Annotated in this window: 9 protein-coding genes; 4 read left to right on the top strand and 5 right to left on the bottom strand. The window is 38.8% G+C overall.

Features of this window, described 5'->3' with window-relative positions; translation table 11 throughout:
• Positions 1 to 99: 99 nt before the first annotated feature.
• Both CR194_RS16085 and ytvI read left to right on the top strand, forming a co-directional pair.
• Positions 100 to 1239: a glycosyltransferase gene (locus CR194_RS16085; RefSeq protein ID WP_110610902.1), complete on the top strand. Its 1140-nt coding sequence runs from the start codon at positions 100 to 102 to the stop codon at positions 1237 to 1239.
• Between the two features lie 123 nt (positions 1240 to 1362).
• The gene (ytvI, locus tag CR194_RS16080) at positions 1363 to 2514 is read left to right on the top strand and encodes a sporulation integral membrane protein YtvI (RefSeq protein WP_110610900.1); all 1152 of its coding nucleotides are present in this window, start codon (positions 1363 to 1365) and stop codon (positions 2512 to 2514) included.
• Between the two features lie 195 nt (positions 2515 to 2709).
• Here the strand turns inward: ytvI and CR194_RS20445 are convergent, their stop codons facing one another.
• Both CR194_RS20445 and CR194_RS16075 read right to left on the bottom strand, forming a co-directional pair.
• Positions 2710 to 2865 carry a hypothetical protein gene (locus CR194_RS20445; RefSeq protein WP_199228190.1) on the bottom strand — a complete coding sequence of 52 codons (156 nt, stop codon included), beginning with the start codon at positions 2863 to 2865 and terminating at the stop codon, positions 2710 to 2712.
• Positions 2866 to 2930: 65 nt separating this feature from the next.
• Positions 2931 to 3701 (bottom strand): TspO/MBR family protein, encoded by a 771-nt coding sequence (locus CR194_RS16075; RefSeq protein WP_110610898.1) that lies wholly within the window; start codon positions 3699 to 3701, stop codon positions 2931 to 2933.
• Positions 3702 to 3934: 233 nt separating this feature from the next.
• On the opposite strand from CR194_RS16075, the gene kynU reads away from it, so the two are divergent.
• Complete coding sequence (kynU, locus tag CR194_RS16070) at positions 3935 to 5212, top strand: kynureninase (protein ID WP_110610896.1); 1278 nt, start codon at positions 3935 to 3937, stop codon at positions 5210 to 5212.
• 210 nt (positions 5213 to 5422) lie between these two features.
• Here kynU and CR194_RS16065 read toward each other — a convergent pair whose 3' ends face one another.
• Positions 5423 to 7333 carry an ABC-F family ATP-binding cassette domain-containing protein gene (locus tag CR194_RS16065; RefSeq protein WP_110610894.1) on the bottom strand — a complete coding sequence of 637 codons (1911 nt, stop codon included), beginning with the start codon at positions 7331 to 7333 and terminating at the stop codon, positions 5423 to 5425.
• A gap of 184 nt (positions 7334 to 7517) precedes the next feature.
• Between CR194_RS16065 and CR194_RS16060 the strand changes: the two genes are divergently transcribed.
• Entirely contained in the window at positions 7518 to 9209 is a 1692-nt protein-coding gene (locus CR194_RS16060) for a hypothetical protein (RefSeq protein WP_110610892.1), read from the top strand.
• A 454-nt stretch (positions 9210 to 9663) separates the two neighbouring features.
• On the opposite strand, the gene CR194_RS16055 is transcribed toward CR194_RS16060, so the two are convergent.
• Positions 9664 to 11166, bottom strand: coding sequence for a DEAD/DEAH box helicase (locus CR194_RS16055; RefSeq protein ID WP_110610890.1), 1503 nt, complete (start codon positions 11164 to 11166; stop codon positions 9664 to 9666).
• A gap of 325 nt (positions 11167 to 11491) precedes the next feature.
• Positions 11492 to 14449 (bottom strand): DEAD/DEAH box helicase, encoded by a 2958-nt coding sequence (locus tag CR194_RS16050; protein ID WP_158282297.1) that lies wholly within the window; start codon positions 14447 to 14449, stop codon positions 11492 to 11494.
• Positions 14450 to 14560: the final 111 nt, after the last annotated feature.

The following is a 14560-nucleotide window of genomic DNA, read 5'->3' as shown; positions in this document are numbered from 1 at the left end:
TTCAATGGGATTTAATTTTATTAAACCTTTGCCTTCGCCAACTTCTTACTGTTAATGGTAAAATAAGTTCAATCAATTATAGATGGAGGAACCACTATTATGGTCTTATTCATATTATCTATCGTCATTTTTACCGGTGCATTATACATTGCTTCTCAATGGTACCATGGCGTACGTAAAATTACTGTGTTAGACCGTTATTCCTCTCAAGCTTCCACTTCTAGTAAACCATTCATTAGTATCATCGTCGCTGCAAAAAATGAAGAACAAGCTATCTTCCGCAGTGTACAATCATTATTAAACCTTAATTATAGCAACTTTGAAGTGATTGTTGTTAACGATCGTTCTACAGACCAAACCCTTTCTTTTCTTGAAAATATAAAAAAAACGCATAGATATCGTAAGAAGTTAAAGATTATAACGATCACTTCTCTTCCTAAAGGCTGGTTAGGAAAGAATCATGCGTTGTATCAAGGAACCAAATATGCCAAAGGGGATTATTATTTGTTTGCTGATGGTGATGTGATCTTTTCCAAAACTGCCCTTGCCAAGGCCGTCCACTGCATCCAATCAAAACAACTTGATCATCTAACGGTCATACCCGAAAATATAGGGGGAACATTGCCTTACAGAGCCTTCCATAGCTATTGGAGTATTCTAGGTGTATGGAATTTTATTCAACTTAAACATGCAGGTGTAGGAGCATTTAATCTCATTAATACCCGTGTCTATCAGCAAATTGGTACCCACCAAGCATTATCCTTATCGCCCGATGATGATTTAAAACTGGGTAAGAAAGTCGTTGAGGCCGGCTTTAAGCAACAATTAGCCTTCGGAAAAAACATATTGCATATTCAATGGTACGAAAATATACGCCAAGTCATAACTGGATTAGAAAAGAACCTTTTCGCTTTTATGCGTTATAACACGTTACTCGTGATCACTTTCTCATTTGTATTGTTTCTGTTTCATGTATTGCCTTTTATTGGGGTTTTCTCTTCCAATCTATACACTCGCGGCTTATTTCTTGCCACCCTGTTTCTCTATATAGCGATGTATTTGGTAAATCGTCGTTTTACGAAAGATTCACCGTGGTTCGTCTTATGGATGCCTTTCAATGGCTTGTTGTTTATCTATTGCCTTTGCCGCTCCGCTTATAAAACGATTAAAAATGGGCATATTGAGTGGCGAGGTACACACTATTCGTTAAAAGAACTTCGAGGGAAAAAACGCATATAACTTCCATTAAATTCTTGGTGAAAAATGTTTTTCATTGGAATAATCTGCTATGATATGATTATTCTGAAACATACCACTACCCAAAAAACGTCCTATGTCAGAAGAAAGAATGGAGAATTGGCCATGAATAAAAATCATGCTTGGTTTTTTGCCCGTCTATTAATTGTTTCAATTGTTGTTCTATCTTTATTATGGCTAATAGGCTGGCTATTTACCATCTCCTATCCATTTTGGTTTGCCGCCTTGCTCGTCTGGATGTTCTATCCTTTAATTCGTTTTTTAAAGAAGAAAGTCCACCTTCCTAATGCTTTAGCTGTTCTTGTTGCCTTGTTGCTTGGTTTAAGCACTTTAATCGGAGCGATTACCGGTCTCGTCTTCTTAATCATATTTGGTGTAAGAAGAATTTCTGATTTTGTTCCACAGTGGATTCAAACAACTTCCATTCAAATGCAGACTTTTTTCAATGAATCGATCTTTCCTATTTGGCAAAAAGTCACCGGAGCGATGGATTCCCTTACTCCCGAACAACAAGCGACTTTACAAGATGGGATTACTACTTTAGGAAACAGATTAGCTGAAACTCTTGCCGGTCTTGGTCAAGGAATTGTAGATGGATTAACTCAAGTTCTTATTATCGTTCCTACCTTTTTAATTGTCTTTTTATTTGTATTCATTGCTTTTTATTTTATAGGGAAAGATTGGGAGAGACTTTTTCGGGGTATTTATTTGGCCACCCCTGCCCCGGTTATGAAAAAAGCGAAAGCCTTTAAAACTATGTTCCAGTTTCGTGTCATAGGATTCATTCAAGCACAATTAATTCTGATGATGATTGCTTCCGTCGTCGTGCTCATAGGGTTAGCCATCTTACAGGTGGAGTATGCTTTAACAATCGCCATGATTGTGGGGATCGCCGAAATTTTGCCTTACTTAGGGTCAGGTACGATTTTAATCCCTTGGTTTCTATACATGTTTTTCACGGGGAACATCAGTATGGGGATCGGCTTAGCTATTGTTTATGCCGTAACCGTGGGGATAAGACAATCTATTGAACCGAAAATTCTTTCATCTAGCATGAATCTAAATGCCCTAGCCGTATTAATTTCACTCTTTGTAGGTTTTCAAATCTTTGGGGTTGTAGGGGTCTTTTTGGGGCCGCTGATTCTCGTGGTGCTTGTCATCTTCAAAGATATTGGTGTTGCCCATGACCTGTTAACATTCATTAGGGATGGTTTCAAAGAAGACATACCTTCTAATAAAATCTATTATAAGAAGTAGCGCCTTGGTGCTGCTTCTTTTCAGCTAAAAAAATTATTCATCAAACTTTAAGAGTTATGATGATAGCGCTTCAACAATATAAAGTGTAAACACCTTAAAAGTCTTCCTTCCATAAGAAATTTCACAAATGAAAAAACGCATTGAACTCTTTAATAGAGGAAAATGCGTTTATCGTATTTAAATATGCTGTATCTATTATTCGTGTGGGATTCTATCTTTATCAAAATATAATTGGGAAGAACGTTCTGCTTCTGCTATTCGGAATTCTTCAATAAAAGTATAGACGATTCTTAATTCTGTTTCTGATAGATCATCTATTTTTCGAAGGACATCTTGTTTTGTGATATTCATGGATGAACCCTCCTTCTACTGCGGATTTCTGATTCTATTATAGGTTTACCCACTATGTTACATTTTCAACCATTATTTTTATAGAAACCTTTCAACAAATAGATTTGTGATAGTACATAAATCGCTAAGACGCCAGCAGCAATATATGCCGAGGTTGAAAGGACAGGAAATTCATGGCTTCTTTCGACACCAATTCCTATAAACGCCCAAACAAATACAAGTGGATAAACGGCGTCTCTATTATAAGAAGTGAACCAAATCCCTAATAAAACGGCTATACCTAATAAGGTCATCGTCCAACCTTCAGCGGATAACCACAATCCTTCCTCAAAGCCTAGTGTGTTAAAAAAGATTCCTACATTAACAATAGTTGCTACAGAGATCCACCCTAAATAGATAGAAAATGGTAATTTCATCCATATACTTGTCTCATTAACAGATCTAATTCTTTTATAAATAACAATTAAATTAATCAGGAGAGACACCATGACAAATAGAGTAAGAATAAAAAATTCGTAGTGAAACAAAACTAGCCACATACTGTTAAGCACTGCGTTAACAACAAAAGCTGGACCGATTTTTTCGTAAGCAAGGAGGTCTTGCTTATGTGAAACTATAAATGGTCGTATAGCCCACACTACTAAAAATAAATAGATAACACTCCAAATACTGAACACATAACCCGCTGGGGTGAATAACACATTTAATTGATCTGATATTTCCCCCGTAGAGAGGTTATTAAAGGGAAGAATGTTGGACAGAGCATTTACAGTAATCACGACTATTAATGCTAAAGCGTTTATCCATAGATAAGGATGTTTATTTTTCAAAGGCATAGCTAAAGTCTCCTTTTTCGAAAGTCTTTTTCTTTTTCCCTAAATATTGCTATTCTAATCAAAAGCCATATCTATCCTAACATGATTCTATACATGATAAACTAGAGGTTATAGATATTGAGCCGAGTCTATCCTTATTCATACTTCTTTTATCCTAAGTTGATTTTTCAGAATCAACTTGGAGTGAAAACAAAGCTTTTATTTTAAATAACTCAGTTAATTGGAGCGTAACGATGACTTTATTACATAAGCTAGCGTTAGATTTGGATAAACAAGACAAACTCTCGATTTTTCGAGATGAGTTTTATTTCCCTGAAGATTCCCCAATTTACTTAGATGGAAATTCTTTAGGGTTATTATCTAAGCGGGCAGAAGCTTCTTTACTAGCAAGTCTTGAAGATTGGAAGAGGTATGCCATTGACGGCTGGACGAATGGAGAAAATCCATGGTTTTATTATGGCGAAAAACTATCTGGTTTAAAGGCACCACTTATCGGTGCCTCACCGAAGGAAATAGCAACAGCGGGCTCAATCACTTCGAATCTTCATCAACTAATCTCTACGTTATATCAGCCTGAAGGTACTAAAACAAAGATATTAACAGATAACTTAGCTTTCCCTACAGATATTTATGTTCTTGAAAGCCAAATGAAGCTGAAAGGGGTTAACCCTGCAGATAACCTCATGAAAGTGGTCAGTTCCGATGGTCAAACATTAAATGAAGACAGGATCATCGAAAAAATGACAGAAGACATTTGTTTAATTTTACTTCCATCTGTCCTCTATCGAAGTGGGCAATTGTTAGATCTAAACAAATTAACTAAAGCTGCACACGAGAGAAACATCATCATTGGATTTGATCTGGCACACTCCATTGGGGTAGTGCCTCATCAATTACATGAAACTGGCTGTGATTTTGCTGTCTGGTGTACCTATAAATATTTAAACAGTGGCCCAGGTGGTGTAGGAGGATTATTTCTCCATGAAAAGCATCATGGAACAGAACCTGGTCTCACAGGCTGGTTCGGGTCAGATAAATCAAAGCAATTTGATATGTCCCACACGTTCACTCCTGCAGATGATGCTAGCGCTTTTCAATTAGGCACACCTCATATATTAAACTGTGCTCCTCTCCAAGGATCACTTGAAATGTTTCAAGAGGCTGGAATAGCAACTATTAGAGAAAAATCTCTTCGTATGACTGCTTTCATGAGAAAATTATTTAGCGAGCTTAAATTATTAGATGATAGAATCGAATTTATTACACCTGAAGAAGACCATCGTCGTGGTGGCCACCTAGCCTTGTCTCATCCTGATGCAGCCAGAATCTGCAAAGACTTGAAAACACGTGGGGTCATACCTGACTTTCGAGCACCTCATTTCATTCGTTTCGCCCCTGCTCCTCTGTACACTTCTTTTACAGATGTTTGGGAAACATATCAAGTATTAAAGAGTATTCTTGAAAGCAAGTCTTATGAACGTTTTTCAAACGAGCGAAATGTTATTGCCTAGTCAGTATGATCCATACACGTAGAAAAGTTTCTTTTAAGGTATATCTATCTTGTAAATTAAACTTATTAGATTCTTATGACTATCACCGTTATGATTTTACCTAGAATATATTAAAGCTCCACACACCTTCAAACACAGGTATGTGGAGCTTTTTTCTTACTGCAAGAACTACATTTCACAACTAACTATTCTTACGAACAGAATTCTTTTCTACTTCTGTTTATCCTCTTCTAATTCCTCAACGATCATCGATAATTCCGTCCATCGTTCCATAGCTTTTTCCAATTCTTCTTCTGTCAGCTTTTGCGCCTCAAATAGGTCTCTTGCCTTATCAAAATCACTACCTGTTTCTTCGATCTCTTTTCCAATAGATTCTAACTTTTCTTCTAACTGAGCAATGGTATCTTCAATTGAGTTCCATTCCTGCTGGTCTTTATAAGAAAGCTTTTTAGGTTTTGCTTTCTTATTAGGCTGATTAGAAGGTTTTACATTCGATTGGCTCACTACCGGCTGTGAAACTTCCTTCTCCTTCTCTTCAGCTAACCATTCAGAATAGGAACCGAAATAGCGATCAATCTGCCCCTGCCCTTTGAAAACAATTAACTTATCGACCACTCTGTCAAGGAAATACCGATCATGGGAAACAGTAATTACCACGCCTGGAAACTGATCAAGGTAATCTTCCAGTACAGAAAGGGTTTGTGTATCCAAATCGTTTGTTGGCTCGTCTAAAAAAAGCACGTTAGGTTCTTCCATTAAAGTCTTTAACAAATACAATCGACGCCTTTCTCCACCTGATAAGCGTCGGATGTGGGTCCATTGCATCGCCCGGGAAAATAAAAACCTTTCCAACATTTGCTCAGCAGTTACGACCTGTCCATCAGCCGTATGCACCACTTCGGCTGTTTGTTTAATATACTCGATCATTCGTAAGTTCCCATCTAGTTCTTCATGGTTTTGCGTATAATAACCTATCTTCACCGTTTCTCCAGTTTCAATTGTTCCAGAGTCGGGCTTTATCCGTTGGGCCATCATGTTCAAGAGAGTCGTTTTTCCAATTCCGTTCGGTCCAATAATTCCTAATCTGTCCCCAGGGATGATGAGATAACTAAACTGGTCAATGAGAGTTTCTTCATCATACGATTTAGATATTTGATCTAATACAATTACCTTTTTACCCAATCGAGTAGAGCCGATAGCAAAATCCACATCCCCTTGCTTCGTTAGTGGAGTATCCTCTTGAATCGCTTCTACTCGCTGTTTTCTCGCTTTTTGTTTCGTCGTACGAGCCTTTGCCCCGCGTTTTAACCATGCAAGCTCTCGACGCAGTAGGTTCTGTCTTTTATTTTCTTGATTCTCTTGATCTATTTCCCGTTCAGCCTTTTTTTCTAAAAATAACTCGTAATTCCCCTCATATTGATAAAGCTCTCCATGATCCAATTCAAAAATTCTTTTAGTCACTCTGTTTAGGAAATAGCGGTCATGGGTGATCAGCATAATGGCACCGGGATATTGTGCTAAGAAACCTTCTAGCCATTCAATCGTTATGTTATCTAAATGGTTTGTCGGCTCGTCTAGTAAAAGCAGATCCACAGGCTGAATTAAAGATTTGGCTATAGAAACTCGTTTTCGCTGTCCGCCGGATAAATGGTCGACTTTCTTAGTGAATTGCGAAACGCCTAACTTCGTCAGGATCGTTTTCGCCATTGTACTTGCTTCCCACGCATCCAGTTCGTCCATTTTTTGCTGCATAGAAGCTAATTTTTTCTGAGTCCCTTCATTCATCGGATCCTTTTCCAAGTTCATTAAAGCTTCTTCATAACCTCTCAACGTCCTCATCACTGGTGAGTCACCATAATATACTTGCTCTAATACGGTTAAACCCTCCTCTAGCTCCGGATCTTGAGGTAAATACTCAATAGTAAAGTCGTTAGCATGAATCAATTGTCCTTCTTCTTTCCCTTCAATGCCTGCCAGAACTTTTAACAGTGTTGATTTTCCTGTTCCGTTCACTCCAATAAGTCCTATTCGTTGCTTCTTTTCAATAGAAAAGGAAATATGATTAAATAACGTCTTTTCTCCAAAAGTTTTATGTAATTGTTCCACTCGAAACATGCTCATTTTTCATCATCCTTCACTGATTACTCTAATTCCTTATTGTATCTGAAAAAAACGCACAGGTATAGGTTCGATCCATGTTTGATTGTGATAAGATAATGATGGTATGCGTTGAAACTTTATAGATCCAGACAACGTAAACTATTTTAGTAATTCATGCTTCTATTATAATGAACGAGGTGAAAACATGATTCAAATGATTTTAGCTAGTGCACTCTTGGCTTTATTATTCCTTCCTCTTCAACTAAGTTGGTGGAAAATGGCCATGTTTCGTAAATGGATTCCTGTTAGATATGTCATTGGATTTATTTACGGACTTTTGTTATTTTACATAGGCTTATTAGATCAAAGCTTGACCGCCGTCATCGCAGCTTATTTACCTATTATTGGAATTGGATTAATTGTAGATAATACTTTGATTTTCATGTTTATGAAAACATTCCGAAAGAAGCAAGCGACAACCGGTGCCGGAATCGGTGTGGTTATTTTAATTGGATTTACAGTCTTTTGGATGCTTCAGCCTTTATTTCTAGCGGATGTAAAATTCGATATTTCAGATGGTGAAGAAGTTACTGTTGAGGATTTAAATCCTGTAAACGAAGAACATATTCCCGTCGTTCCAAGAAGCTACGCAGAATATCGCTCTGATATTTTAATGGGACAATTGGATAATCCCGCTTTTTATAATTTAGGTAATACACGCATTCAACGTGTTAACGAGTCACTTTACTGGATTACTCCAATCGAATACGATGGGATCTTTCGTTGGTTCAGAAGTGATCACGCTCCTGGATATATTATGGTTAGCGCAGAAAATCCTCGAGAAGATCCTGAGCTCGTTTTAACTGAAATGAATTACGTGCCTTCAGCATTTTTCCATGAAAACTTAGAGCGTCATGTTCGGTCACAGCACCCTAATGTTGTGATGCTCGATACAACTTTTGAAATAGATGGAGAAGGAAATCCATTCTACATTGTCAGCTACGGTCATTTCACTGAATTTCGAAGAGTAGCTGAAGTAGATGGTGTGATTATCGTCGATCCAGACTCAGGTGAAACAGAGAAATTTGAAAAAGAAGCTGCCCCTGAATGGGTGAATAGAATCTATCCTCCCCATATTGCAGAGGAACGAAACAATTGGTTTGGTATTTACAAGCAAGGACTCATTAACCGCTTTTTCGGCCGTGAAGGGTTGACCGAACCTACGGGGTGGGGAGAAACAGACTCTGTCACTGGTGTCGTCAACCAAGACTTGCAACTTAGCTGGTTTACTGATCATATGCGTCTGCAAAGTGAAGGTCAGGAGGCCTCCAGATCAATGGTTGGTTTCACCCTCTTTGATGCTCGAACAGGCGAATTGAATTATTTCAGAGATGCCAGTGGCTCTTTGAATGGTCGAACCGCTATGGATTTGGCTGAACGTACATTCCGACGTGACGATTACGTTGCCGGAACTCCGTCGCTGTATAATATTTACGGTCAGTACACTTGGGTCGTCCCATTAATGGATCGAAATTCCGTTTTACGACAAATCATGTTAATCAGTGCCCGCGACGAAAACATTTATGGCTATGGTGAAACAAAACGTGAAGCTTTCGGCGCTTACCAGCTTGAGCTTTCGTCAAGAACCGATGATGACGTTGTTCCTGGCGAATACACAGATATGGTCGAAATCACAGCAACCGTAGAGCGTGTATATAAATGGGACCGGGAAGAAAATGTAACCATCAGAATTTTAATTGAAGAGTATGACCGGATTTTCACGATTAACGCCTCTTCTTATCCTCGGGCAGTCTTCATTGAACCTGGTGATGAGATTACCATTTCGTTTATGGATACAGGTGAAGATGTTCAGGCAATTGAAGAATTAGATTATTAAAGCATAGATCAATGGCCGCCTTGGATTTGAGGCGGTCTTTTTGTTTGTTCTGGAAAAGAGTATTTATGGTTGATCTGGAGTTTCGAAAAAATAGATTATTTATATAAAGTAGGGTTTATCGGCAGTATTGTTAGCTTCTTTCATTATTTTTTCCGATAAAAGGATTTATCGACTCTTTTGCTTGCTCATCTAAAGATTTTCTACCGATAAACCCTTTTATCGACTCTTTTTCTCGCTCCTCAATCGATTTTTTTACCGATAAATCCTTTTATCGTCTCTTTTTCTCAACTACTCTCGCAATTTTCTACAAATAACTCCTCCCCCAGACCAGACCGTCTATTGTGGAGGTATCCCCTAGCCTCATCCCTCCCTTGTCTACCTAATCAATGATCAATACAAAAAAAGCTGATTCCCGGGTTCCCAGGAATCAGCCTTAATCTATACTTGAAAATATTTATTTTTTGAAGCCTAGTGATTTCACTTTAGCTTGGGGCTTACCGCCTCGTCCACGGTCTTGGCCACCGCGCCCGCCGCGATCTCCACGGTCAGTGCGTTTACGTGCAGAAGAAGAGTTTCGGTTGTAAGATCCCTTCTTACCACCTCCACCAAATCCGCCACCGCCTCCTCGGCGTTTCGAGTGGACAGGTGCTTCGCCTGTAAGACGAACTGGAGTCTGGTCTGGCTCTTTTGTCATTGTTCTTAGAGCTGCTGCAACTAATGTTTCAGCATCGTGCTCTTCAAGCATTGATTTTGCAGCGCCCATAAGATGCTCGAAATCACCTTTTCTTAATGACTCTTGCAAATGGTTTACAGAACGATCTTGACGTCCTGCTAACGCTTCTTGATACGTTGGAACAGATTGTTGTTTCATCGGCTTCTTCGTTGCTTTTTCAATAATTTTCAAATGATCTCGCTCTTTAGGTGTTACAAAGCTGAATGCAATTCCGCTTTTTCCAGCGCGACCCGTTCGTCCAATACGGTGTACATAGCTCTCAGAATCTTGTGGTAAGTCAAAGTTGTACACATGAGACACGTTGTTTACGTCTAACCCACGCGCTGCAACATCTGTCGCAACAAGAATATCAATCGCTCCCCGTTTAAACTTACGGATAACTGCATCACGACGTTCTTGCTTCATGTCACCATGCAAACCTTCTGCAGCAAAGCCACGAATTCCTAGTGATTCCGTTACTTCATCTACACGACGCTTCGTACGACCGAAGACAATTGCCAATTCTGGTGGATCGATATCAAGCATATGGCATAAAGCATCAAACTTTTGCTTTTCGTGAACTTCGATATAACGTTGTTCAATATTCTCAACAGTCATTTCTTTCGACTTAATCGCTACTGTAACAGGGTCTTGCATAAATGATGAAACAACGTTTTTCAAGCGTTTAGGCATTGTAGCTGAGAAGAGCATTGTTCTACGATCTTCAGGAACTTCCTTTAAAATCGTTTCAATATCTTCAATAAAGCCCATGCTTAGCATTTCATCCGCTTCATCCAATACTACTGTGTTCATATATTCAGGGCGAATTGTTTTACGACGCATATGGTCCATAAATCGTCCTGGTGTTCCGACGATAATTTGAGGACGTTTTTTCAAGCCGCGAATTTGTTTTGAAATGTCCTGTCCACCATAGATAGCAAGGGAAGTAATTCCTTTTTCACGACCTAATTTAGTTAATTCCTCAGAAACCTGCATTGCTAATTCACGTGTTGGGGCTAATACTAAGCCTTGCGGATGACGAGCATCTGCATCGACAGACTCCAACAATGGAATACCGAATGCAACGGTTTTACCTGTACCAGTTTGCGCTTGACCAATAACGTCTTGACCATTTTTTGCAACTGGGATTACTTGCTCTTGAATCGGTGTTGCTTCAGTGAATCCCATCTTTTCGATTGACTTTAAAATGGATTCCTCAATGTTTAAATCTTTAAATAGTGCCAAATTTCCTATCTCCTTTTAGTTCAAACTTTCCTATTTACGCGAGCCACATGCTCAAACGATCAAATTATTTATAAAGAAAACTGTGCTTAGCGTCTCTTAATGATGACACAAGCTATAGATCTTCTTCTTCTATCTTAGGAAATGGTCCCTGATAGTAAAAGAAAACAGCCCATTCCTGTGATGCCGGAACAAGCTGTTTATGTGATCCTTGTTCAGAAGGGCTTCCTCTTTATCTTACACGAAAAGAATGAATCTCATGTATGTTGTTTGATTTTTAATCAACTTTTCTACCTTAACATAGATGGCGTAGTTTGACCAGTATAATCTATTTTTTCAACAGCTTTGTCCCTTTTAAATCCAACAATTCTTCGATGTCATCTTTTCCTAATGATGAGATCGCCGTCTCTCCCGGCTGAATAACTCGGTCAAGTAAATCTCTCTTTTTCTCCTGAAGTTTATGAATTTTCTCCTCGATGGTACCAGTGGTAATCATCTTCGTTACTTGGACTACCCTCTTTTGTCCAAACCGATACACACGGTCCGCTGCTTGTTCTTCAACGGCTGGGTTCCACCATGAGTCGAATAGGATAACTGTATCTCCACCTGTTAAATTTAAACCGGTTCCACCGGCTTTTAATGAGACAAGGAAAAGATTTTTCTCTCCTGCATTGAATCGTTCGGCCATATCGACTCGGTCTCTTCCTGGTGTGGATCCATCTAAGTAATGGTAATCCCATTTCCCTTCATATAGTCGTTCCTTCATAATTGACAACATTTGTGTAAACTGACTAAACAACACAATTCGCTTTCCTGAAGCTCGGGCTTCTTCTAAATACTCCATAAGCCTCTCTAATTTCCCTGATCCGCCATCATATTCTTTCATAAACATGCCTGGGTGACAGCATATTTGTCTTAGTCTTGTGATACCAGCAAGAATTTTGATCCTATTTTGTTGAAGGGTGTCTGTTTGAATCGCTGTATTCGCTTCTTGTTGCAGTAACTGCAGCTGCCCTAGATAGACCGCTTTCTGTTTCTCCGTTAGCGGTGTATACTCCACAGACTCAATCTTATCTGGCAGTTCCGTAAGAACATCCTGTTTCATTCTTCTCAGTACGAATGGTTTCACCCGTTTCGCGATCTTTTCCTCTGGCATATTTTTGTACACTTGCTTATTTTTAAACATGCCTGGCTGTACAAGTGAAAAAATAGAGTAAAGTTCTTCTAATGAATTTTCAATAGGCGTTCCACTTAAGGCAAAGCTTCTTGTAGCAGAAATCATTCTTACCGCTTTCGCCGTGAGTGTTCCTTCATTCTTGACATATTGTGCTTCATCTAAAACCATCGTAGAGAATTTTCTTTCTTGGTAATGGATAATATCCCGACGAATCAATGGATAAGATGTGATCCAAATATCACAGTTCTCTGCTTCTTCAATCATCTCTTTTCTTTCAGAAACCGGTCCTGAAATTACTGCAGTGGTTAAATGAGGTGCAAACCTCTCTATCTCTTTCTCCCAATTATAAACAACGCTGGAAGGACAAATAATTAAAGCTGGCTGCTGTTCTGGATAGGAAGTTTTAATCGCCTGTAAATAAGTGATCGTCTGCAATGTTTTTCCAAGCCCCATATCATCAGCCAAGATTCCACCAAAACCATAATAAGAGAGGGACATGAGCCATTGAAATCCCCTTTTTTGATAATCTCTCAACACGCCCTCTAAATGATCTGGAATAGAGAAATCCATCTCTTCTGGTTCCAGTAAACGTTCCACGAGTTTCTTGAATGCTTTGTCCTTCTTCACTTGGACTTCCGTTGATTCGTTTAGCTGAAACGCTCTGTAAAGAGGGAGACTCGAATGCTGCTTCATTTCACCAGAGGACATGTCAAGATCCTCCATCATTTCTTTCATCCCCTTGAACTCGTCGTTTTTCAAGTGAATGTATTGACCTGAGGCTAGTCGATAATATTTCTTGTTGTCTAATAAGCTTTTCAGTACTTCTGATAATTCTTCTTCGGAAATCCCATCTACTTCAAAGGCTACGTCCAACAAGTTCAATTTTTCGTTCGTCTCCACTTTCATTGACGGGCTCTCAACGGGTTGATGAACGATGTTCCGTAAAGCAGACGTAGCATAAAGGTGAAACAGTTCAGAAAGCTTAGGAACGTCTTCTGATACAAAATCAAGAATATCTTCCATTTCTTCTAAATACAGTTCAGTTCCGTTGAATTTGAAAGGAATGTCTTCAATAAAAGACAGTAAGTAGTACTCCTTCTCCATATCGCGAACAATCAGCTGGCTTCCTTCAGTCGCTGCTTGTTTAAAAGGAGACAATTTCACATCACCGTATTGAAAAATAACTTCGGCTGTCACACGATCTCCTTGGTAATCAACATGTAGCAATGGAACGAGTGGTGACATTTGAATATTTTCACGAATCGAGCGGCTCAACTCCACTTCTCCAATCTCATTGAGTTGAGGAAGAACAACTGAGGCAAAGGATTCAAGCTGATGCTCTTCCAACAACATTTCTGAAGGATCTTCCATAGCAATTTGAAAGAAAAGAGAATCGAAAGCTTCTAACTGATCACCTTTTAAAATATAGAAAACGCCTTGGAGAAACAATAATCCATATTTCTTTCCGAAATACGTAGCATACATGGCATTTTCCCACGTTAATCGGTAAACTCCAGATTCAGTTACCGAATCCTCAATATGAAACGACAACGGGGCTTTCCCGGTCTTTAATTCAAACCCTTCATACTCGTTCGTATGATCATCTACAATAACATCCCGAACCTGTAATAGTGATAAGAACTCGTGAACATATGCAGGTGGTATGTCAAAACTCCGATCGTCATCTTTCGAACGGCGTAAATATGAATATGAGAAAGAGAAATTTTCTGCATATTTCACATCCAACACACGATTCATCAATCGGAAAATGTGTAAATCTTCTTCTTCGAAATAGTAGTCTGATGGATGATACGTAAATAATTTAGAAAACTTCAGAGCTTGTTCTTGTTCAACGGCATGAAGTAATTCCGATACATTCTTTACGACATATAGCCTTTTACGACCAACTTTCATTTCTACTTCCACAGACCCACGCATTCGTTCGCTAAAGGTTGAAGAGATTTTCAATGAATATTGAACTTTTAGAGGCTCCCGCTCATGATACGTTTCTTGTTTTTTTACATAAAGTTGTTCAAAAGATTTCAATAATTTATTTGTTCTTTCCCTTTCATTGAAGGGAACTTGGCTAGTGTTATTATTCAGGTCCACGTTCATCCACCTGCTTTTCTATTTTTTACGGAACGAGAAGTCGTTCGATCAAATGATTTATATTCAATCTTTTTATTTTATCAAACTTTTCATATTAAATCTAAAATGCGA

The organism is Salipaludibacillus keqinensis (genome assembly GCF_003226325.1).
Classification (GTDB): domain Bacteria; phylum Bacillota; class Bacilli; order Bacillales; family Salisediminibacteriaceae; genus Salipaludibacillus; species Salipaludibacillus keqinensis.
The sequence above is the reverse complement of the archived record's forward strand: the minus strand, read 5'-3'. Positions and strand labels throughout refer to the sequence as shown.

Coding starts and splice junctions, on each gene's coding strand:
- CR194_RS16085 (WP_110610902.1), top strand. CDS start 100: ATGGTCTTATTCATATTATCTATCGTCATTTTTACCGGTGCATTATAC.
- ytvI (WP_110610900.1), top strand. CDS start 1,363: ATGAATAAAAATCATGCTTGGTTTTTTGCCCGTCTATTAATTGTTTCA.
- CR194_RS20445 (WP_199228190.1), bottom strand. CDS start 2,865: ATGAATATCACAAAACAAGATGTCCTTCGAAAAATAGATGATCTATCA.
- CR194_RS16075 (WP_110610898.1), bottom strand. CDS start 3,701: ATGCCTTTGAAAAATAAACATCCTTATCTATGGATAAACGCTTTAGCA.
- kynU (WP_110610896.1), top strand. CDS start 3,935: ATGACTTTATTACATAAGCTAGCGTTAGATTTGGATAAACAAGACAAA.
- CR194_RS16065 (WP_110610894.1), bottom strand. CDS start 7,333: ATGAGCATGTTTCGAGTGGAACAATTACATAAAACTTTTGGAGAAAAG.
- CR194_RS16060 (WP_110610892.1), top strand. CDS start 7,518: ATGATTCAAATGATTTTAGCTAGTGCACTCTTGGCTTTATTATTCCTT.